The sequence below is a fragment of the Pseudovibrio denitrificans JCM 12308 genome, from assembly GCF_001310815.1.
GTDB classification, from domain to species: domain Bacteria; phylum Pseudomonadota; class Alphaproteobacteria; order Rhizobiales; family Stappiaceae; genus Pseudovibrio; species Pseudovibrio denitrificans.
In genome coordinates this window covers 58,930-80,172 of the sequence record NZ_BAZK01000007.1, presented here as the reverse complement: position 1 = coordinate 80,172, position 21,243 = coordinate 58,930, and the positions used below count along the sequence as shown (strand labels likewise).

At 53.4% G+C, this 21,243-nt stretch carries 21 protein-coding genes and 2 pseudogenes; 12 read left to right on the top strand and 11 right to left on the bottom strand.

Annotation, left to right across the window (positions count from 1 at the left end):
* Positions 1-2: 2 nt before the first annotated feature.
* Positions 3-1,199, bottom strand: coding sequence for a benzoate/H(+) symporter BenE family transporter (locus JCM12308_RS10460; RefSeq protein WP_054783669.1), 1,197 nt, complete (start codon positions 1,197-1,199; stop codon positions 3-5).
* Between the two features lie 276 nt (positions 1,200-1,475).
* On the opposite strand from JCM12308_RS10460, the gene JCM12308_RS10455 reads away from it, so the two are divergent.
* Positions 1,476-2,471 (top strand): UDP-glucuronic acid decarboxylase family protein, encoded by a 996-nt coding sequence (locus tag JCM12308_RS10455; protein WP_008549074.1) that lies wholly within the window; start codon positions 1,476-1,478, stop codon positions 2,469-2,471.
* Positions 2,472-2,668: 197 nt separating this feature from the next.
* Here the strand turns inward: JCM12308_RS10455 and JCM12308_RS31460 are convergent.
* The 3 genes and pseudogenes from JCM12308_RS31460 to JCM12308_RS10440 form a co-directional block, all read right to left on the bottom strand.
* A pseudogene (locus JCM12308_RS31460) lies at positions 2,669-3,136 on the bottom strand (SDR family NAD(P)-dependent oxidoreductase); the annotation flags it as partial.
* Between the two features lie 69 nt (positions 3,137-3,205).
* Positions 3,206-4,135: a nuclear transport factor 2 family protein gene (locus JCM12308_RS10445; RefSeq protein WP_054783668.1), complete on the bottom strand. Its 930-nt coding sequence runs from the start codon at positions 4,133-4,135 to the stop codon at positions 3,206-3,208.
* Between the two features lie 12 nt (positions 4,136-4,147).
* Positions 4,148-5,071: an alpha/beta hydrolase gene (locus tag JCM12308_RS10440; protein WP_014284665.1), complete on the bottom strand. Its 924-nt coding sequence runs from the start codon at positions 5,069-5,071 to the stop codon at positions 4,148-4,150.
* Positions 5,072-5,341: 270 nt separating this feature from the next.
* Between JCM12308_RS10440 and JCM12308_RS10435 the strand changes: the two genes are divergently transcribed.
* The 6 genes and pseudogenes from JCM12308_RS10435 (at position 5,342) to JCM12308_RS10410 (ending at position 9,829) form a co-directional block, all read left to right on the top strand.
* Complete coding sequence (locus JCM12308_RS10435) at positions 5,342-5,968, top strand: class I SAM-dependent methyltransferase (RefSeq protein WP_054783667.1); 627 nt, start codon at positions 5,342-5,344, stop codon at positions 5,966-5,968.
* Between the two features lie 197 nt (positions 5,969-6,165).
* Positions 6,166-6,774, top strand: coding sequence for a TetR/AcrR family transcriptional regulator (locus JCM12308_RS10430; RefSeq protein WP_054783666.1), 609 nt, complete (start codon positions 6,166-6,168; stop codon positions 6,772-6,774).
* 149 nt (positions 6,775-6,923) lie between these two features.
* Positions 6,924-7,517: a TetR/AcrR family transcriptional regulator gene (locus JCM12308_RS10425; RefSeq protein WP_008549271.1), complete on the top strand. Its 594-nt coding sequence runs from the start codon at positions 6,924-6,926 to the stop codon at positions 7,515-7,517.
* A gap of 51 nt (positions 7,518-7,568) precedes the next feature.
* The gene (locus JCM12308_RS10420; RefSeq protein ID WP_083417307.1) at positions 7,569-7,982 is read left to right on the top strand and encodes an Ohr family peroxiredoxin; all 414 of its coding nucleotides are present in this window, start codon (positions 7,569-7,571) and stop codon (positions 7,980-7,982) included.
* Positions 7,983-8,028: 46 nt separating this feature from the next.
* Positions 8,029-9,060 (top strand): NADPH-dependent curcumin/dihydrocurcumin reductase, encoded by a 1,032-nt coding sequence (curA, locus tag JCM12308_RS10415; protein WP_054783665.1) that lies wholly within the window; start codon positions 8,029-8,031, stop codon positions 9,058-9,060.
* Between the two features lie 92 nt (positions 9,061-9,152).
* Positions 9,153-9,829 (top strand): annotated as a pseudogene (locus JCM12308_RS10410) (type 1 glutamine amidotransferase domain-containing protein).
* A 171-nt stretch (positions 9,830-10,000) separates the two neighbouring features.
* Here the strand turns inward: JCM12308_RS10410 and JCM12308_RS10405 are convergent.
* Entirely contained in the window at positions 10,001-10,549 is a 549-nt protein-coding gene (locus tag JCM12308_RS10405; RefSeq protein WP_208978440.1) for a TetR/AcrR family transcriptional regulator, read from the bottom strand.
* A gap of 94 nt (positions 10,550-10,643) precedes the next feature.
* Here JCM12308_RS10405 and JCM12308_RS10400 point away from each other — a divergent pair, with 94 nt between their 5' ends.
* Together JCM12308_RS10400 and JCM12308_RS10395 are read left to right on the top strand one after the other, a co-directional pair.
* Positions 10,644-11,933: a DJ-1/PfpI family protein gene (locus tag JCM12308_RS10400; protein WP_054783663.1), complete on the top strand. Its 1,290-nt coding sequence runs from the start codon at positions 10,644-10,646 to the stop codon at positions 11,931-11,933.
* A gap of 160 nt (positions 11,934-12,093) precedes the next feature.
* Entirely contained in the window at positions 12,094-12,624 is a 531-nt protein-coding gene (locus JCM12308_RS10395; RefSeq protein WP_054783813.1) for a YcnI family protein, read from the top strand.
* A 126-nt stretch (positions 12,625-12,750) separates the two neighbouring features.
* Here JCM12308_RS10395 and JCM12308_RS29580 read toward each other — a convergent pair whose 3' ends face one another.
* The 4 genes from JCM12308_RS29580 to JCM12308_RS29565 all read right to left on the bottom strand — a co-directional run bounded on the left by JCM12308_RS29580 (position 12,751) and on the right by JCM12308_RS29565 (position 16,608).
* On the bottom strand, positions 12,751-14,055 hold the full coding sequence (locus tag JCM12308_RS29580) for an autotransporter outer membrane beta-barrel domain-containing protein (RefSeq protein WP_244271883.1): 1,305 nt from the start codon (positions 14,053-14,055) through the stop codon (positions 12,751-12,753).
* Between the two features lie 2 nt (positions 14,056-14,057).
* The gene (locus JCM12308_RS29575; RefSeq protein ID WP_208978438.1) at positions 14,058-14,999 is read right to left on the bottom strand and encodes a hypothetical protein; all 942 of its coding nucleotides are present in this window, start codon (positions 14,997-14,999) and stop codon (positions 14,058-14,060) included.
* Positions 14,978-15,787 carry a hypothetical protein gene (locus tag JCM12308_RS29570; RefSeq protein WP_208978437.1) on the bottom strand — a complete coding sequence of 270 codons (810 nt, stop codon included), beginning with the start codon at positions 15,785-15,787 and terminating at the stop codon, positions 14,978-14,980. Before JCM12308_RS29570 ends, JCM12308_RS29575 begins: the two co-directional genes overlap by 22 nt.
* Positions 15,788-15,864: 77 nt before the next feature.
* On the bottom strand, positions 15,865-16,608 hold the full coding sequence (locus tag JCM12308_RS29565) for a hypothetical protein (RefSeq protein ID WP_208978436.1): 744 nt from the start codon (positions 16,606-16,608) through the stop codon (positions 15,865-15,867).
* A 336-nt stretch (positions 16,609-16,944) separates the two neighbouring features.
* On the opposite strand from JCM12308_RS29565, the gene JCM12308_RS10380 reads away from it, so the two are divergent.
* The 3 genes from JCM12308_RS10380 (at position 16,945) to JCM12308_RS10370 (ending at position 18,885) form a co-directional block, all read left to right on the top strand.
* Complete coding sequence (locus JCM12308_RS10380; protein ID WP_008548976.1) at positions 16,945-17,283, top strand: MbcA/ParS/Xre antitoxin family protein; 339 nt, start codon at positions 16,945-16,947, stop codon at positions 17,281-17,283.
* Complete coding sequence (locus tag JCM12308_RS10375; protein ID WP_244271874.1) at positions 17,280-18,008, top strand: RES family NAD+ phosphorylase; 729 nt, start codon at positions 17,280-17,282, stop codon at positions 18,006-18,008. The genes JCM12308_RS10380 and JCM12308_RS10375 overlap by 4 nt, the downstream gene beginning before the upstream one ends.
* 121 nt (positions 18,009-18,129) lie before the next feature.
* The gene (locus tag JCM12308_RS10370) at positions 18,130-18,885 is read left to right on the top strand and encodes a hypothetical protein (protein ID WP_208609177.1); all 756 of its coding nucleotides are present in this window, start codon (positions 18,130-18,132) and stop codon (positions 18,883-18,885) included.
* 45 nt (positions 18,886-18,930) lie between these two features.
* Here the strand turns inward: JCM12308_RS10370 and JCM12308_RS10365 are convergent, their stop codons facing one another.
* Positions 18,931-19,359: a GNAT family N-acetyltransferase gene (locus tag JCM12308_RS10365; RefSeq protein WP_164845288.1), complete on the bottom strand. Its 429-nt coding sequence runs from the start codon at positions 19,357-19,359 to the stop codon at positions 18,931-18,933.
* A 251-nt stretch (positions 19,360-19,610) separates the two neighbouring features.
* The gene (locus JCM12308_RS10360) at positions 19,611-20,975 is read right to left on the bottom strand and encodes an alanine/glycine:cation symporter family protein (protein WP_506344896.1); all 1,365 of its coding nucleotides are present in this window, start codon (positions 20,973-20,975) and stop codon (positions 19,611-19,613) included.
* Positions 20,976-21,243: the final 268 nt, after the last annotated feature.

The following is a 21,243-nucleotide window of genomic DNA, read 5'->3' as shown; positions in this document are numbered from 1 at the left end:
CCTCAGGCTTTCTTCGTGGCCTGCTCTACTTGCAGGCCGCGCTGCTTCCAATCCATCCAGAACTTCAGGCCCATACCCACCAGCAGACCCCAGAATGCCGCGCCAATGCCGAAGAACGACAGGCCGGACGCGGTGATCAGGAATGTCAGGATCGCGGGCTCTCTGCCTTCAGCTTCTTTCAACATGCCTTGTACTGAGACGGTCAACGTACCAATCAGCGCCAGCCCTGCCACGCCGCCGATCAGAATGCGCGGTGCTAGTTCGACAACTCCGACGAAACCGGCTGAAAACACACCGAACACGATATAGACAACGCCAGCGACTACTGCAGACCAATAGCGTTTGGCCGGATCTTTGTGCGCATCCTCATTGGCGCAGATCGCTGCTGTAATAGCAGCGAGGCTAATGCCATGCCCGCCAAATGGCGCGCTGAGAACGGAGCCTACCCCAGTCCAGCTGAACAACGGCCCCGGAACCGGCTGATAGCCAAAGGACCGTAGGATGGAGACGCCGGGAATATTCTGCGAAGCCATGGTCACGATGTAAATCGGGATGCCAATGCCGATCAGCGCTGCCCAGGAGAACTCCGGCATCACGAAAACAGGGGCCTGAACCACTTCCAGAGATCCAAGCGCTGAAGTGTCCGCATGGAAGTACAGCACCACGAGGAATGCCAGCAAAGCAGCCGGAACTGCGAGAAGTTTGTTGACCTGCCCGGCGATAAACCACGCGATGACGACAGGTAGGGCAAGAGCAGGGATCTCAGCAACGGCCTCAAATGGCACCAGACACAGTGGCAGGATAACGCCTGCCAGCATCGCCTGTGCAAGCGTGACCGGGATAAGCCCTACAATACGCCCCAGAGGCTTCCAAAGCCCTGTGATGACCACGAGCAAGCCAGCGAACACGAACGCTCCCACAGCCGCCGCAAAACCGCCCTCAGGCAATCCTGAGGTCGCCAGCAGAGCTGCACTTGGTGTGGACCATGCCACAGAGATCGGAATGCGCTTCCAAAGGCTGAAGACGATACCACACAGGCCCATGGCGATTGCGAGCGCCATCAAACCAGACGTCGCCTGTTCAGCAGTAGCGCCAACACCGCTCAAGCCGTGCAAAACAATAGCAAAAGAACTGGCAAAACCAACGAATGCGGAGAGGATGCCAGCGCTGGTGGCACTAGCCGAAAAGGAGGAATTCATTAGAGCCCTGCAACATAGTGTTGGCGTGAACCTCTCAAGATTGGGGAACAGAGAAGTCACGCGAGGCGTGAGGAAATCTACGTACAATGCTAACAGCCATGCCGCTGTGAGCAAGTCTTCAACCAGCACATTTATTTGAAATTTGCTCAACAAAAGCGTGCAGAGCGGCATCTCTTTGAAAACACTCCCAATTATCGGTGGAGGTTTTTCAATATTTACCTCGCAAAGCAGGCTGATAGGCTTTTCCCAACTCTGACAATATTGCGGATTGGCCTCATGTTCTCACTTGATGATCGGCGCAGAATTCTTGTGACAGGTGGATCCGGTTTTCTCGGTTCCTATCTCAGTGAGAAGCTTTTGGAAGCAGGACACGAAGTGCTGTGTCTGGACAACTTCTTCACCGGCACCCGCATGAATGTGGAACACCTGCTGGACCACAAGCGCTTTGAGCTTCTGCGCCACGATGTGTGTCAGCCGCTGTTTGTGGAAGTAGACGAGATCTATAACCTCGCCTGCCCGGCCTCTCCCGTGCACTACCAGTTTGACCCTGTGCAGACTACCAAGACCAGTGTGCTTGGTGCGATCAACATGCTGGGGCTTGCAAAGCGGGTGAAAGCCAAGATCCTGCAGGCTTCGACCTCCGAGATTTACGGTGACCCGCAGGTTCACCCGCAGCCGGAAGAGTACTGGGGGAATGTGAACCCCATCGGTGTACGCTCTTGTTATGACGAAGGAAAACGCTGCGCTGAGACGCTGTTTTACGATTACTATCGGCAAAACAACATCAACATCCGGGTGATGCGCATCTTCAATACTTACGGACCACGTATGCACCCCAATGATGGGCGGGTGGTATCCAACTTCATCATGCAAGCGCTGATGAACAAACCGATTACGCTTTACGGCGATGGCATGCAGACGCGTTCGTTCTGTTATCGCGATGATCTGGTGGATGGCATGATCAAACTGATGAACGCACCCGATCATATCTCCATGCCGATCAACATCGGCAATCCCAAGGAGTTCACCATTAAGCAGCTTGCTGAGCTTGTGCTGGAGCTAACCGGGTCCAAGTCCCGGATCATCAGAGAACCACTTCCTCAGGATGATCCGCTCCAGCGCAAACCTGATATCACCCGCGCCAGAGATTATCTGGGATGGCGCCCAACCACAGAACTGCGGGAGGGGCTGGGCAAGACGATCCAGTATTTTGAGCAGCTTCTCTCCAAGCATGGAGAAGCCGAGGCAGTGAAGCTGATCCCAGCCGAGTAGAAGGTGTTACCAGTCCATTGGATGGTGATCGCTGAAGAAGCCACCGTTTGGTCCAGCTTCCGGCAGGGTCGCCAACCAAATCGCCGTTTCTGCGCCCTGTTCAGGCGTACGTGTCGCGGCGCTGCCGCCCATGCGAGTTTGAACCCAGCCAGGCACATGGAATTGATCTTGACGCAAGATGGCAGTTCGCGGGAAAGCGCAAGCGTCAACGCATTCAGCGCGGCTTTGGCGACACCGTAAGCGCCGGGTCCTCCCAATCCTTCAGCAAATGAGCCCCATTCAGAGCTCATGTTCACAATCCGCCCATATTGCCGGTCGATCATGGAAGGCGCGGCGCGTCGTATCATGTGATAGGGACCATGCACCATCACCTGCATGCTCTGTTCAAACTGGCGCGGATTTTCCAGCATAGGCTCTTCGTAAAGCACACCTGCGTTGTTCACCAGAACGTCAATAACCCCAATATCGTCATAGGCTTGTTCGATAGAGCGCAGGTCCGCCACATCCAGCTGTACATGCCCGCAGCCGATCTCTTTGGCCGCTTCAGCACCTGCTTCTGCATTGCGCGAGCCGATGATGACCTCAAGGCCTTCTTTCTTCAATCCTTTTGCGATGGCATACCCGATGCCTCTGTTGCCACCGGTAATCAACGCACGTCTGGCCATCTGGCACCTCTGTTGCAGTTCTTGTTTGACGTCACTCAATTTAGAAAGTGATTCATTTTTATATTATCATCAAGGTTCACTGGTTGGGAAGCTGTCAGGCTCTTTTCCCTCTTCAATGTCATAGGCAAAGCGGAAGGGTTCAGGATTAAAGTACTCCCGGTAATACTGTATCTTGCCATGGGGCACGTGGAACAATCCGCCATAAATCTGATTGTACTCCCGGCCCGTCGTCAGAATCTCCACTTCTCCGGTGAACTCCGCAAACACCCATTCCGGCGACATCATGGGGTAGAATTTGAGGTTGGAGGTGAAATCCGCTTCCCCGGCATTCTCCGGCCAGGCGCTGTAGTGCTTGATGAGGTTACTCTTGCCTTCCACCACATCGGGAAAACCATCAGGCGAGTAAGGCATATCCTGCACGGCTTTTTCTGACCAAACGTCTGCCAGTGCGTCCATATCCTTGTTTTCCAAGGCCTTTAAAAACCGGACAACAGCAGCCTGTGCTTTGCGGCGTTTTACGAACGGAGGAGGGTGGCCTTTGGCACGGTCTTTCGCGGTTTCAACAATGTCTCTATTACCGTTTTCAGATTTCAAAACAAAGCGTTGCTTGAAGATGCGCCAGTGGTTGCTACGTTTGTGCAAGCGGAACTGGTAGAGGCCTTCTACCTCCCAGACCTTCTCACTCAGATAAAGCTGTCCCACGACTGAACATGTGGTGATCGCGATGCCTTCCTCAATGCGCACGTTGAAGTCAGCAAGGGAATGACGAACAAGATCGAAACCGGGCAGCAAACCAGCCCAATCCATCAGCTGTTGTTCTCGGGTCTTCTTGTGCGCGGTGCCGCCGAACAAGGAGCTGTAATCCATCTCCACGTGATCGCTGTAGAGCGTGGCAAGGCTTTCATAATCCCCCCGATCAAAACAGTTGACCACCCCTTCTATAACCGAGGTTATGGCGGCGACATCCTTAGCCAGTTCAAGTTCGGAGGGGTCACTCATAGAAGTTCCTGCTCACATCGTTGAAAGGAAGTGCTCGGCAACAGCTTCCAAAGCACGATCAATGGGTTGGGCCTTGTCGTAGAAGTCGAACTGCGTCACATCTTCAAACCAGAGCGTCGTCGCTCTGTCGCCCATTCGCCGCGCAAACTCTCTTGCACCTTTAGGGATGGCCGCTGCTTCGCTGTGCACGATCAGGGTTGGCTGGTTCTGCTTTTCAGCGGTATGCACACCATCAAATGTCAGCCAGGCTTCCCAGGAGGCGAGGTTGAATTTGTTATCGAATTCGGGGATCAGACCGCGATCTTCCTCGGTGTAGTACTCCACATCGAACATCAGCGCCGTATCGTCTACTTTGCTCGCCGCGACGATGTAGCGTGGCTCTTCGTGGGTGAGGGCATCTCGGCCGACCTTCAGCAGTTCGCTGACGCCTTCTGCACCGCCATAAACCTCTGAAACGATTTCGGAATTATGCAGCCACGGCGCGACCAAGGCCAGCGAATGCACATGCCTGTTTCCACCTGTCGCCGCGCTCATATACCCCGCAGATGCACAGATGCCGAGGCCGCAAATCCTGTCGGGATCCACATCCGGACAGCGGCCCATGAAGTCGATCGCCGCGCGGATATCGTCGGTTTTGCGGGCTGGATCCTCCAGATACTTGGTCTTGCCGTCATGGGCAGAAAGTCCCCAGCCGCGGAAGTCAAACGCAAGCGCCACGAACCCGCGCATGGCCAGCTCTGAGGCATAAAGACCGGACATCTGCTCCTTCACGGAGGTCCATGCGCCCGTTACCACAACGCCGGGAAGTTTGCCAAAAGGCGGTCGTTTTTTAGGAAGATAGAGATCCCCGTGCAGCTTCTCGCCGTGGCACTCAAACTCCACCTGCCGCACTTCCACCTTATCCAGATTGCTCTCAAGTTTCTTCCGCTCAGGCATGTATCGATCCTTGGTTCTGCGCACCGTTATTGCCGCATAAGATCGCCCGTTGACTGGAAAAATGCCTTTAACAGACAACATGGGCTTGTCCGCATCGTAAAAACGTGACTGCAGAGACAGAGCAAAATCGCTTAAACTCCTAGCGGACAGAAGGAAGACGCTGGGTAATGACCGCAATACATTGATTGTAGATTAGAATTATCTAAATTATATGTTGCTTTCTTAGCCGGCTACTCCCATATATGCCCTGTTGCAAAGGCGAGGCCCGAGATGAACGAGAAAGTTGCACATTGGAACGCGGTTTATGATGCCCGCCAGGAAGAGCAGCTGACATGGTATGAAAACCAGCCAACGCTGTCTTATCAACTCGTTATCAGCTATCTTAAACTGGGTCAGAGCTTCATAGATGTAGGCGGTGGCGCCTCCAAGCTGACCAGCATTCTGCACGCCGCAGGCTATGGTCCGCTTTCGGTTCTGGACATCTCCTCAGTGGTGTTGGAAGCCGGGAAAGAGCGTCTGGGTGGCGTGGCTGATGATGTGGAGTGGATCGCAGCGGACGTTACCAAGTGGACGCCAGAGAGCACCTATCAGGTTTGGCATGACCGTGCGGTGTTTCATTTCCTCACCAACGAGCAGGACCAGAAAGCCTATACAGATGCGTTGGTTAAGTCCGTTCCTGTTGGTGGTATCGCCATCATTTCCACCTTTGCTGAGGATGGACCGGAGAAGTGTTCCGGCCTTCCTGTGCAGCGCTATTCTTCCCAGTCCTTGAACGAAAAACTGGAAGCACTTGCGCCGGGTGTTTTTGAGCAGATTGCAACGCAGGAACACACTCATATTACGCCGAAGAAAAACCAGCAAAAATTCCAGACAAGCGTGTTCAAGCGCGTAGCGTAATATGTAAAAGACCGACTTGAGCACCACGTAACTCATTATTAAAACAGCCGAATTCAGCAAGCGCTCGATCTTTATCAGAATTCATAGATGCCGATTTACCATCATCTTGGCAAAGTGTTGTTCCATCATGGGTTTCTAATCAGACTGCTTGCTCACACACAAAAGTAGCAGGCGTAGACGTGGAAAAGAGGCAGGTTATGAGTGACACGGACAGCACCCATGCAGGGTATTCAGAGAACTCTCCAGCCCCAGTCTCCAAGTCAGCAATTCTGGAAGCCGCGATCTGCTGCTTTGAAAAATTCGGTTATTTTGAAACCACTTACGCAGATATCGCAGCCAACGCCGGCCTGAAGGTTAAGGACGTCACGAGCATCTTTCCAACCAAGGATGAAGTGCTCGCGGAGTACATCACCACTTATGAAGACGACCTGCGCATGCAGCTGGAGGGGCATGAAGACCCTGATGCAACCCAGCTGGAGCAGATCTACTACATCTGCAAGACATCGTTGATTTTCCTGCGAACTCATAAGGTTATCACCGCGATCTGGTTTGAGTTCTATCGCCATAACGTGGCCAAGGTGGTTCTGCGCCGGTTCTTCGGGCAGATCAAAGCCCGCCTTGCCAAGCTGGTGCGCGAAGGCATTGAGCAGGGAACCATCAAGAAGAAGAACGAGCAGGATGTGGTGGAAGCCATCATTGCGCTTGTGGAAGGTACGCTGATCATTTCGCGGTTGGAGGAGTCTACTGACTTTGAGCAGCGCTTCGACAACTCGTGGGCGATCATGGAAGAGGGGCTGCGGGCATAACTGCGCCCCGGCCCAAACCTTCAGCACGCACAACCTGAGGCTTATCCCCGCCTGACATTTCCCGTCATGAAGTCAATGTGAAGAGACGTCATCAGGGATAATGCGAAGGGCACTAGACGACCGGTCTATTTTTAATTAAAACACTCCTTATGAAGATGAAGAAGAGTGAAGCCACCCGTCAACACATCTTGGAAACCGGTCGTAAGTTGATAGCAGAGCAGGGTTTTTCCAGCATGGGCCTGAGCGTACTGCTGAAAACTGCCGGAGTTCCGAAAGGCTCGTTTTATCATTACTTCGAATCCAAAGAGCACTTCGGTTGCGTATTGGTTCAGCAATACCTAGATGAGTATATGAAGAGCTTGGACGCGCTGTTTGAAACAGACGCGCTGAACATGCGAGAAAAGCTGTTCCAGTACTGGCACCTCTGGGAGAACTACCAGCATTCAGAGGATGCATCCAAGCACTGCTTGATCGTGAAGCTGAGCGCCGAGATCGCAGACATTTCTGAAGATATGAGAGAACTGCTGGCCCGAATGACCGCACAAGTCGAGAGGCGTCTTGGAGACGTTATCGAAGCGGGTGTTCAGGAAGGATCCATCGCTCCAAAACTGAATGCAAGAATGACAGCACAGATGCTCTACCAGATGTGGCTGGGTGCCAGCCTCATCGGGAAGGTCACAAGAGAAAAAACACCACTCCAGAAAGCACTGGAGGTCACTGAAATCATGCTGCCTGCTGCATAACGCCATCAACCCGTAAGACCCAAACGCCAGTCCAAAATCTAAGGTGAAGATATGAAAGTCTTCTATGAATCAGACACTAAAGCAGAGAACGGACGCTCCGGTAGCCCGACGTTGAGCGACGAAGCTGCGAAAATTCGAGTGACCCCGCCAGGAGTGGAGGGGCCAGGTGTAACGCCGGAGGAGCTCTTTGCCGTAGGCTATGCTTCCTGCTTTGAACACTCCCTCAAAATGGTCTCCGGCCATAAGGAATATCCGCTCAACGCGGTTGAGGTGCGTGCCGAAGGCAATGTCATCGAGAAGGACGAGGGCGGCTTTGTGCTGGACATTGATCTGCATCTTGAGTTCTCCGGTCTCACCCGTGAGCAGGCTGAAGATGTGATCCACACAGCCCATACGCTTTGCCCGTACTCCAACGCCATTTGTGGCAATGTGGATGTGCGCGTGTTCACCAAATTGAATTCATAAAATCAATAAAAACAAAGCATTACTGACATTAATTGAGGAACCTGAAATGCCGCAGAATACAGAAGTAAACCGCCAGATTGTGCTGGCGGAACGTCCTGTCGGGGCTCCGACATCTCAGAATTTCCGCCTGGAAGATGCTGCGATCCCAACGCCGGGTGAAGGTGAGATGCTGCTGCGGACGGTTTATCTCTCGCTGGATCCTTACATGCGTGGCCGCATGAGTGATGCCAAATCCTATGCTGACCCGGTGGAGATTGGCGCTCCAATGGTGGGCGGCACCGTGTCTGTGGTGGTGAAATCCAACCTGAAGGGCTTTGCCGAAGGTGACTGGGTGGTGAGCCTGGGTGGTTGGCAGGACTACTCAATTTCCAATGGCGAGATGGTGTTCAACCTCGGCAAAGAGCCAGCAATGCCATCCTGGGCGCTTGGCATTATGGGCATGCCGGGCTTCACAGCCTATGCAGGTCTTCTGGAAATCGGCGAACCGAAACCAGGCGAAACCATTGCTGTTGCAGCAGCAACCGGCCCTGTTGGTGCAACCGTTGGCCAGATCGGCAAGATCAAGGGTTGCCGTGTTGTTGGCATCGCAGGTGGCGCTGAAAAGTGCAAGCACGCCGTTGAGAATCTCGGCTTTGATGTTTGCCTCGACCGCAATTCCCCAACCTTTGCGCAGGACCTGAAAGACGCCTGCCCGGACGGAATTGACGTTTACTTTGAAAACGTTGGCGGTGCTGTGTTTGATGCGGTTCTGCCGCTGCTCAACCCGCATGCACGCATTCCGCTGTGCGGATTGATCTCCCAGTACAACGCCACAAGCCTGCCGGATGGTCCAGACCGGATCGGCATGCTGATGGGTACTTTGCTGGTCAAAAAGATCCGCATGCAGGGCTTCATCATCTTCGACAGTTTCCCAAATCTTTACCCTAAGTTCGCAGCGGATATGCAGCAGTGGATTGCGCAGGGTAAAGTGAAGTACCGCGAGCAAATGGTAGATGGTTTGGAGAATGCCCCGGAAGCATTCATGGGCCTCCTCGAAGGGAAAAACTTCGGCAAAGTTGTCGTAAAAGTCGGCGACTAACCTCTAAACGAGAACAACAAAAACAACATTAACATCAGTGCCTTCGGGCACTGGTGATCACTCCCCCTATGCCTGCTGAAAGGTAGATCACAATGAACGTGCTAATGGTCCTCACATCCCACGACAAGCTGGGCAACACAGGCGAGAAGACCGGCTTCTGGCTGGAAGAACTCGCGGCACCTTATTACGTCTTCAAAGACGCTGGCGCGACAATCACTCTGGCATCTCCCGCTGGTGGCAGCCTCCGCTGGACCCGAAAAGCGACCTGCCGGACTTCCAAACACCTGCCACCGATCGCTTCAAGGCAGACAACGCCGCCAATGAAGCCCTGGCAAACACTGTGAAGTTGGAGAGCATCTCTGCAGATGCATTTGATGCCGTGTTCTATCCGGGCGGCCATGGTCCCCTTTGGGATCTGGTGGACAATGCTGCCTCTATCTCATTGATTGAACAGCTGAACTCTGCGGACAAGCCAGTTGGCGTCGTCTGTCATGCGTCCGCTGCTCTTGTCAACGCAAAGGCTGCGGATGGCTCCGCTCTGGTGAAGGGCAAAAAGGTCACCGGCTTTTCCAACACGGAAGAAGACGCTGTTCAGCTGACTGATGTTGTGCCGCTGCTGGTGGAAGATGCCTTGCAGGAAAAAGGCGCGATCTACGAAAAAGGCCCGGACTGGGGTTCCTTTATTCTGGAAGATAGCAATCTCATCTCCGGTCAAAACCCAGCTTCCTCAGAAGCTGCTGCCAACGCCGTTCTGGCCCGCCTGCGCTAACATAGCAGACCTACACAGATACAAAGCCGGTGCAGACTTATGCTCTGCATCGGCTTTTTTCATGCCGCTTGCAGAAGGGGCATAAAGTTCACCGTTTCTGTTTGCGTTGAAATGTGCGTTGCTTTGCGTTCTTTTGGGTTTTCGTGCGTTCCTATGTGAAACTAACGCCGATCACGCGCTCTGCACTGCTCCGAGCAGAGCTTTGACCACCGCCTCCATTTTTTTCGAGTAGTCTTTCGCGTCCGCGCAGGAGACAAATACCCCTTTGGCGGCCATCACCAGCACCATGGTTGTCTCCGCCGGAGTAGGGGAGAGATGTCTGCTTCCGATGAATTTTTCTAAGCGTTGTTCAAAGCGATCGATGGGCGTTTCTGTCTTGGAGGCGATCAGCTGCATGCCGCCTTCCAGAATGTCGACACCATGGGGTGAGCTGCGCACCATGGCCACGTGATCACCACCCCAGCGCTCGAAGGCTTCCAGAATTGCATCCAGTGCGGCGTCTGCCGGTGCATTGTCCAAAACAGCAATCGCTGTCTCGTTGACCTCCCGCATGAACTCCAGCAGCGCCCAGTCGCGCACGCGGTCCTTGGTCTTGAACCGATTGTACAGCGTCTGCCGTGTGCATCCGACAGCCTCTGCCAGATTACCCATGGTCGCTTTCTGAATCCCGTAGTGGCTGAGCAGCTCGACCACGGGCATATGGTTGATCATCGATGCCATTTGACTCTTTTTACATTTTTTATATAACTTGTCAAAATTGAGTGACAAGAATCTTTGGTCGGATGCGTCCGGTTGAGGGAAAAGGAGAGTACCCATGAAACGCTACCGTGTCGGTTATATCGCAATGCCCGGGTTCAATGAATCCGAACTTGGCGAAATGCAGGCTGTTCTGGGCATTCATCCACTCAATCGAAGCTCAGTCATCGCGCCGTCCAAAACACCTGTAACCGGTCAACATGGCATGACCCTTGTGCCCAATGCCGACTTTCAGGACCGCACGCCGCTGGATGTGCTTGTCATTCCCGATATTCCTGAGGCCGCTCAGGATGATCCCGCGCTTCATGCCTTCCTGACAGATCAATGCGCCCGTGTTTCGCACGTTGTGGCGTCAAGCGGCGGTGTCGTTGCCCTTGCCAAGGCGGATGTGCTGGAGGGCAAAGCAGCAACGGCGGATGATCATGGCACTGCACTGCTGGCAGACTACGGTGCAAAGCCGGTGTTTGAGCGCAGAGCCGTGGTGGATGGCAAGTTCCACACCGCAGGCCACTCCACAGGCATGATCGAAGCCGCCTTTATGGTGCTGGAGAAGCTACGCGGCACCCGCTTTGCCAGATTTGCCGAGCTGACCCTGGAATACGATCCCCACTGCCAGTACACCGCCCACACGCCAAGCAGGCTGGTGGACCTGGCAGATTGCGATGCTCCAACCATCGCAATGGCACTGCCCTCAGGTTGTTATTTGCCAGACTACCTGGGGGCGGTGGAGGTGTTGAGTGTGTTCCCCAACTCAACGCTTCATGTGGTCTCCCATGATAAAACTCCGGTGCAATGTCTTCTTGGTCCAAAGGTGGTGCCAACCACCAGCTTTGAAGACTGCCCGCAAGTTGATTTTGTCATCATGGGCGCAACACAACCGTTTCTACTGAAAGATAAGCAGTTACTGGACTTTATCCGTCGGCAGGAGCCAAATGCCAAAGGCATGATCTCCGTATGCGCGGGCACATTGGTTTATGCCACTGCTGGCTTGTTGAACGGCAAAACCGCCACCTCCAACTATCACCACACCCCGCTGCTGGATAAGCTGGGCGCCAAATCCAGCGGCACCGAAGTGGCCTATGACGGCAAGTTCTACAGCGCAGGCCCAGCTATCGGCTCCTATGAGGTGGCCTTGAGAGCGGTGCAGGATGTCTATGGCAAAGATGTTGCCCACCACATTGAACAGCAGGTGCTGCAATTTGCGCCCAATCCGGTGTTCAACGTGGGCTCTCCAGAAAAGGCTGGCAAACTCATGGCGCTCTTCGGCAAGTACCTGTTTTCTCCCTCCTTGCCGATCTACCTCGCCTCTGGTCGCAAAGGAGCCAAATACGTCGCCTCAAAGGCATAAGCCGAAGCTGAGAGCCAATAAAAACAATTGATTAGCTTCTGACGGTTCCCCCTTCGCAAGAAGCAAACAGCGCGCAGTTGGTCTGACTGAGGACTGCGTGCCTGAGCCTTCCTGTGCCGTTTTTCTGTCAGAGCACACCATTCACACCGAAAGTAACTCTATGAAAAATCTTAGTTTATCGCTCCTCTCACTTACCATGATCGCAGCTTCCTCCGGCGCTTTTGCGCACGCAACGCTGGAACAGAAAGAGGCGGAGGTCGGCAGCACCTATAAGGGCGTGATCCGCATTGGCCACGGCTGCGACGGCCAGCCAACGCTGAAAGTGCGTGTTGAGATTCCAGAGGGCGTGGTTTCCGTCAAGCCAATGCCCAAAGCCGGATGGAAGCTGGAAACCCAAACCGGCCCGTATGCCAAGAGCTACGAGTATTACGGCAGAACCCTCAAGGAAGGCGTCAAGCAGATCACCTGGACCGGCACCCTGCAGCACGAGCACTACGACGAGTTCGTCTTCCGCGGCAAACTGCACAAAACGCTGGCTCCCGGCCAGACGCTCTACTTCAAAACCACACAGGAATGCGCTGATGGCGAGAACGCATGGGTCGAACTCCCTGCGGAGGGTCAGAACAGCCACGACCTGAAACGCCCAGCCCCCGGCGTGCACCTGACCAAACCATCCGAGCATTCCCACTGATCCAGTAGGCTTTCACAGCCGGACCATACCGCTGGCGGAACAGGCCCGGGCAGTCGCGTTTAGCCTTTCCCCAGCCGCATGCTGGAGCCCCAAGCCAAGCTCCAGCATGCTTTTGTTTGTGGGCGATCAGAACTTGTAGGACATGCGGCCGAAGAAGGCTGTGTCAGTTGTATTTTCGCCGTACTCGCCCAGCACGCCAACAGATGCTCCGAAGTTGCCTTTGGTGTAGTCCAGTGAGGCTGAAACGCGGGCCAGTGTCTGGTCAACATCATTGGTCGCGTATGCGACGCCGTTAGCTCCAGACCGCAGGATATCTTCAAAGCCACCATCACCGAGGATCTGACGCAGGCCAGCGCGAACATTGGCTTTCAACTCACCTTCTTCGAGCTCATAGGTACCCGTCCAGCCAAGGGATGCATCCACGGAGAACTGGTGGTTGCTGACCGCATCATAGCGAACATCCGGTGCATTCTGATTGTCGACGCTGAACGCGCCACGGGAATGCCAGAGATGGCTCAGGCCAACTTCCGGTGTGAAGGTCTTGTTGCCAAGCTCCCAGATGTATTGTGCCGCGACACGGGTTAGTAGGTTCTGGCTGGTGTAGCTTTCTTTGGCTTGAACAGAGCTGTCCTTGTAGGTGTTACTGGTGTGATAGAAGGTGCTCTGCGCACTGAAGAGCACATCATCCATGCGGTATGCACCCTGAACGCCAAACCCAAAGGTATCCACGCTCTCTTTGGCCTGATCATAAACACCATCAAACTCCAGCGCGCTGTGACCATAAAAAGCGTTGGCACCGATAATCAGTTCAGGAGAGATTACACGGTTGTAGCCTGTCAGAACGCCAGTTGTGTGGGCGGAGTAACCGAGTTCCTCAAAACCGTTGTTCTGGTAGAGGTGCAGAGGAGCTGCATAGAACACGCCATACTGCTCAACCGGCTGTTTCACACCTGCCATATCCGCAACAGCCTTCGCCGCATCTGATGTCGGCTGTCCGTCATAGGAAAGCAGCAGACCTTCACTCTCGGCAGCTTCCTGCCCAAACATCAGATCATTCAGCAACTGCGCCCCAACGCGCTGCGTCGCATCAATCACGCCGCGCTGCTGCTGCGCAACCAACTGTGGGCTGGAGACCTTCGGCGCGTATCTGAAGATGATTTGCTGATCCTTGGTATTCCAGCTGCTCTCAACAATCTCTGCGCCCCAACCATAGCCAACAATGCCATCCGTATTGAGCGTGGTGAACTGCTGAACATCCTTACCGGCAACAAGATCCGGCACTACATAGGCCTCATTGACCTTTGTGCTGTTGGAATGATGGACGTGAAGTGTGGCACTGTTGAACGTTACATTGGCCGGGTCATCAGCTTGAATGGTACCGCTGAAGTTTTCCTCCATATCGTCCTGGAAGAGAATACCGTAGGAAATCACAGTCAACGCATTAGACCAGCATGCACCTGATACGCCTCAGAACCCGCATTACCGGTCGCCGATGCCAGGATCAAACCACTGTTGTCGAGCGTTGCGTCATCTTTGAGCACCACACCATATGCAATAGCCTTGTCCTGAACACCATTTGCAGTGCCAGCAACCGCCTTTACATCAATGAGGTTTGAGTTGGTAAAATCACCTTCGATGCCATAACGCGTTGATCCGTCAACATAGCCGATACCGAAGGCGCGTGCGCCACCATTGGCTTGAGCAGCATCACCGCTCTCAGCCTTACCGCCAGTGGCACGCACAAAAATGGTTCCGCTGTTCGCTTCGGCATCTCCTTTGATCCCGACAGCAAGGCCTTCTGCATTGGCGGTCTTATTCACTTGCGTTTTTGCTGACTTTCCAACCGCTTGTGCTTCGATCAGCCCCTTATTCTCACCGCCAAGCGAGCCATCAAGACCCGTTACATCTGCGTAGCCATAAGCTGGGCCACCAACAGAACTCGCGGTGCCACCAGTACCGAGTGCCCTGACAACACCCAGATTATCGGGCTGTTCACCTGCACCAGTATCTCTGATGCCAAGGTAGACACCGATAGCCTCTGCTGAGGCACTGGCACTGCCTGAACCGTGCGCTATTGCGGTTCCGCCTCGAGTCTCAGCGAAAACGGTTCCTGTATTAGAACCCTCAAGGCGGCCAAAGAGGCCCATAACACGGGTATAGGAAGATGCGTTCCCGCTCCCTTTAGCTTCAGCTGTGCCACCATATCCGAGGGCAATCAGAGAGCCTGAGTTCTCTCCTTCCACCCCATTGTTGACGGCATACACGTTTGCTGTCGCCTCTGCTGAAAGCGCCCCTTCAGCCGTTGCTTTTCCGGCAACACCGCGTGCGTATACAATGCCGCTGTTACTTCCTCTTATGTAATTATTGACGCCCACAGCACTGGCAATTGCATCAGCCCGTCGCCAGTGGTTCCATCACTCTCTGCAGTTCCTGCAAGTGCTTCAATACGGATGACACCTGAGTTGTTGCCTTGGAGCGTATTTTCAACGCCAAACGCAGTTGCGTTCGCATTCGCACGAAGACCAGAAGCGGTTCCGGCACGAGCGATTACATCAACCTCACCCGAATTATCGCCATTCAGGTTAGCTTTCGTGCCGGACGCAATCGCAGATGCATTGGCATATCCGTTTTCCGAGGTTGCTTTTGCACCTTCTCCGGCAGCCCTCACAAAAATGAGGCCGCTGTTCGCATCAATGTAACCCTTCACACCAGCTGCAAGTGTTGCGGAATTTGCGGTTCCGTTGCCAACAGTCTCAGACTGACCGGCGCTCGAATACACACTTATCCGGCCCGTATTCTCAGCCTGTAGGTTTCCCTGAACGCCAAAGGCATCAGCTGCGGCGTTGGCTTCTCCTCCAGCCGATGTTGCTGTTGCAGTTCGGTTATCAGCATCAACAAGAATAGAACCGTTATTCGCATCAACGAAACCATTCACACCGACTGCCAGCGCCTTAGAGTTTGCAGTGGCACTGCCATCGGTCTTTGACTGGCCAGCTCTTGCGACCACATCAATCAAACCGGTGTTGCTTGTCTGAAGGTCTCCATAAAGACCATAGGCATCAGCCGCTGCCTTGGCTTCTCCACTTGCTGTGATCGCACTGGCATTGCTGTTGTCGGCAAGAACAAGAATGGAACCGCTGTTCGCGTCCGCATACCCTTTCACACCAATGGCCAGGGCATATACATCAACATTTCCTGCGCTCTCAGAGGTTGCCTGCCCACCTTTTGAAATAATGTCGATTAGGCCTTGTTCTCGCCTTCCAGATCTTCGTCAATGCCCGTGATGTCAGCATCTGCGTAGGCGATGCCTGTGCCAGTTTTCGCGGTTCCGGCGTAGCCTTCTGCTTTGATGGTACCTACGTTGTCGCTCTTAATACTGAGGTAGGTGCCAAAACCTTCGACGCTTGCATCTGCATTGCCGCTGCCAAGAGCTGTGGCAGTACCCGCCTGAGCAAAACTGGAGAGTGTCCCCAGATTGTCGCCTATCAGTCGGTCATCAATGGCCTTCACATTCACCTTTACACTGGCTTTACCACTACCCGATGTGACGGCATTTTGACTGGTGCCTTTGACAGAAATTGCTCCGAGATTGTCCTTTTCCAGAGTGCCTTCAACACCATCAATTGTAATCGCAGCGGTTGCACCTGAATTTGCACTGGTACTGCTATCCGCACTTCCGCCGCTGACATCAACTGAGATATTGCCGGTATTGTCTCCGGTGATATCGTAGCGAACACCGCGTATTGTTACTTCCGCTGTCGCTCCTGCACCAGAGGCTTCACCGCCAACGACTTCGACCTCCAGTTCCCCTGAGTAGTTAGAAAGAGGTCCTGTGATGACCTGAGTATCCAGAGATGCATCATTTGGAGCGCTGTTGGGTACGGTAATATTCACCGTCTGCGCCGCGGCTGGTACGACCAAAACACTGCTTAAAACGAGCGCGCATACGGAAACACTGCTCAAACTGCGAGATTTAAAAGTCACGGCCCCCCCAACTGTAATTATTCGTATTTTTATCGATAATTATAGTTGCAGGCGTCACACATCAAGGCAGACGCTTGGTCATCCACGTTTATATTAGATATTGCGTATAGTAGGATGTACTTGAATAAACTACCACTCAGGGTTTTGTCGCAGATCATCATTCGCGCGAAAACACGCCCAAAATCTTGACATTTGGCATCATAATCATAATATAATGCCATATGGCACTTTCAGTGTTTTGTTGGTTGGATGAGAGGGACGATGCCTAGTCTTCGAAAGATTGAGCAGCCTTTGGCGCCTGGGGGGCCTAAGTTCACGGAGGAAGAGGTCCATGCCATGCAGCGGGCCGTGATCAACCTGTTTGATCGCTGGCAGTTGACTGATGAGCAAGCCACTTTGTTGCTGGGCGATATTGCCAAGCGTACCTATCAACGCTGGAAGACCAAGCATTATGGCCGCGTGAGTGTGGACCTTGCCGCGCGCCTTTCCAACCTTCTCGGCATTCATAAAGCCCTGCGTTTGTTGTTCAGCGATCCGAACCGCGGATATGGCTGGGTGAAGCGGCCTAACACGGATTTTGGCGGTAAGACTGCTCTTGAGATTATGCTGGGCGGGCAATTGACAGATTTGATGCGCGTGCGCAGATATCTTGATGCGCAGCGAGGCAACTGGTGACCACGTTAACTCTGGTGGAGACGGACCTGAAAGCTCCAGAAACACATGTCAGCTGGCCCCAATATTATCGTCTGGTCAACTCGGCTTACCCACCCATAGATTTGTTTGAAGACATCGCTGATCCGGCAGACTGGGAGTTGCTGGCCGCTGCTGAAAGCCGCACAAACCCACGCCTTGCAGTGACCATAGGCAATCTGGATCTTGTCCCTGTGGAGCGTCGCGTGAACGGAACTGGCGCCTCATATCTGATGGCCCCGTTCACCCATGCTTCTCCAGACAGAGCAGGGCGCTTTCATGATGGCACCTATGGCGCGTTTTACGCAGCCAAGTCCTTTGAAACTGCGCTCTTTGAAACCGTCCACCACACCGGCAATTTTTATGCTGCCACACAGGAGGCTCCCGGCTGGATTGCGCAGATGCGTGAGCTGATTGGCAGTGTGGATGCAAAACTGGCAGACGTAACAGATCCCCGCTTTGATGTGCTTCTGCATCCCGATGATTACTCCGCCTCTCAGAATTTCGCGCGCAAACTGCTGGAAGATGGCGGTGACGGCATTCTTTACCCCAGCGTACGCGATGAAGGCGGCATGTGTATCGCGGCCTTCTATCCGGATGTGATTGAAGCCCCTGTTCAGGCACGTCACTTCAGTTACCACTGGAGTGGGGAGGCGATTGATATGATCAAAGACCTGAACTCCGGCGAAGTCTTTGAGATTGCCGATTAGGCCTGCCAGAACACATCACACTCATAGCTGAAATCAGGTGATAGCACGTACCTCAACAGCAAGCGCTGCGCAGGTTTCGGCGGCTAGCATCACGCCAATTGATTTTTAAAGGATAGTGATTGTGAGCATTTTCGGCGGAGGCGGATCCTCCTACAGCATTTCCAATTACAGCGTCGCCAAGTTTGTGAGCAGTGGCACCACATCGTTCGCGGCGCGCGCGACGCAGATCGCGCAACCGAAGGATGATGATTCAGAGAAGAACTCCACCAATGTGGACGTGACATCCATGCCTGACAACGCTGTCGATGCCCGGGCGAAACTGACCGAGCGCTATGGCGATCTGGACGCCACTTCTGCCAAGTACAAGGACGACATCGAGGGGTTTCGCAAAGAGATCTTTGACGATCTGAAGTTTGATCGCGCTACGCTCTTTCAAATCGCCAGCAACGACAACGGCTACTTCTCCAAGGAAGAGATCAAAGCTGCTGAGCTCGTGATGGAAGAGCAGCTGGAAAAGGCACTCAACAAGAGCGATCCTGATGCGGAGCCAACAGCTGACAATTACTTGTCGCTTCTGGAGTATCTTGAAAAGGAAAGCTCTGAGGAAGAGAAAGCAACCTTCGAATGGGCAATCAACAAGGCGAGCGCTCAGGCCAATTACAAACGGCTATCAAATGGCAAGGAAAGTGATCTTTTCTCTGATGACCCGGTCGTCAGCCTGCTCACAAAAGCCCATGAAGACCTGTTTGATGCGCAGAAAACCAATCCGGACGCCAAGCTGGACTCCATGTCTGCCTACGATTCCGCCCAGTATCAATGGGAGCGGAACAACAACACCTACGACGCCTACACGTCCCCAGATGCATGGTGGAAGTAGCATCACAGTAGACTATTTGATCCCTGTTTCAATCCTGGACAGGGATCACACAACACGTTGACATTGCAGCAACATCGGCACGTCTTTGCCCCAGAAGTCGATAAACTCTTCCAGAGGCTCAAATCCGACAGACGCGTAAAACTTCCGCGTCTTGGCATAAGCAGCATTCTCACGGGAAGGTCCGAGCGTTTTGACCGTCAGGAAGCCAGCGCCGCGCTCTTTTGCATAGCGCTTTGCGAGTTCAACAAATGCCCGGCCAATGCCAGCACCATGGTGCTCTGATCGGATCGCCAACAGATGGATATCAACGCAGGCCGCGCTGGTCTGTGTTAAGGCCATGAGGCCGACCTTCTCCCTTCCAATCTCAGCCACAAAGACAGGACGTGTTTTCACATCCTCCAGATAGTCTTTGTAGACCTCAAACGGCCCGAACCAGTCCGGCAGATCGGAGAGAACCTCGTCACAGAGCTTCACGCACTCTGTTTTGCAGGTAAGTTCTGTGAGTTGGAGCGTATCGATCATGGCGCAGGTGACACCGTCTCAAAAGGATATGAAACAATTGCACAACTGTGGTGTACTGGTCTCTCTTCTGTCAAACGTCTGCGCTGCAAACATACTCACCTTGCCTGAATAGTCCTGCCAAGTTCACGGCACCCCATCCATCTGCACACACAAAAATGGCCCGGCGATAAACCGGGCCATTTTCTTGAAAACTGCGTTTTCTGTTATTCAGCAGGTGCTTCTTCTGCGCCTTCTGGTTCGCCGTCTTCGGAGAAGAACTCCTTGGTCAACTTGAAGACAATCGGGCTGAGAAGAGCCAGCGCGATGAGGTTTGGAATAGCCATCATTGCGTTGAGCGTGTCAGCCAGCAGCCAGATGAAGCTGAGCTCTGCAGTCGCACCGAAGTAGATCGCAGCAACCCAGAGGATGCGGTATGGCTTCAGAGCACGAGGGCCGAAGAAGAAGCCAATGCACTTCTCACCGTAGAAGCTCCAGCCCAGGATGGTGGTGAACGCGAACACGGAGAGTGAGATCGCGATGATGTAACCACCAACGCCCGGCAGGGACGTCTCAAATGCCAGAGAGGTGAGCGCTGCACCGGAAGAACCGGAGGTCCACACGCCGGATGCCACAATCGCAAGACCAGTGATGGTACATACGATGATGGTGTCGATGAACGTGCCGAGCATCGCGATCAAACCCTGGTTTACAGGGCTCTTGGTTTCAGCAACCGCGTGAGCGATTGGTGCAGAACCCAGACCAGCTTCGTTGGAGAATACGCCGCGCGCAACACCAAAGCGGATAGCCGCCCACACAGCAGCACCAGCAAAGCCACCTTCAGCAGCAGTTGAGGTGAATGCCTGAGCGAAGACCAGCTGCAGAGCAGAACCGATGGAATCGATGTTCAGGATCAGAACAACCAGACCAGCAGTGATGTAAGCAACAGCCATGAATGGAACCAGCTTACCAGCAACGTTACCAATGCGAGTTACCCCTCCCAGAATAACTGCAGCGGTCAGCACCATCAGAATAACTGCGGTTGCCTGTGCCGGAATAGCGAAGTTTTCATTCAGTACGTTCGCAACGCTGTTGGCCTGTACACCGTTGCCGATGCCGAACGCAGCAACTGCGCCAAACGCGGCAAAGGTTGGAGCAAGCCAGTACCACTTACGGCCAAGACCGTTTTTGATGTAGTACATCGGACCGCCGACATAGTTGCCAGCGTTGTCACGCTCACGGTATTTCACCGCACAAACAGCTTCTGCATACTTGGTGGCCATACCCACAAGAGCGGTCATCCACATCCAGAAGAGTGCGCCAGGTCCGCCGAGGAACACTGCAGTCGCTACGCCTGCGATGTTACCGGTCCCGATTGTTGCTGAAAGAGAAGTCATCAGCGCGTTGAAGGGGCTGATTTCGCCACCACCTGCGCCTTGTCGACCTTTCCAGAGCAGGCTAAAGCCCGTGCCCAACTTAAAGATGGGCATTAGTTTGAGTCCGATCTGGAGGAAAAGTCCAACCCCGAGAATGGCTATAAGCATCACAGGGCCCCAAACGATAGAATTAATTTCGCCTAGGATATTCGTCATTGTTTCCATGGTTAGCCTCCCACCATGATTTTTATTATGATTTAGCTTACATCCTCAGCATGCATAGGGAATACATGTACAATAGAACTATTTCAAAGTTTTTCACTATATATCAATGACTTATTGCGTGAGATAGTGGGTTACCTATGGTAATCACGAAAATTTTTGGTGAAAAATTCCCGCCTAACGGGAAGAAAATATCGATTTCAACCGACCAGCCGGTACAAAAACGCAAAATTCATCCCCCATTTTGTAATTTATGAGCACA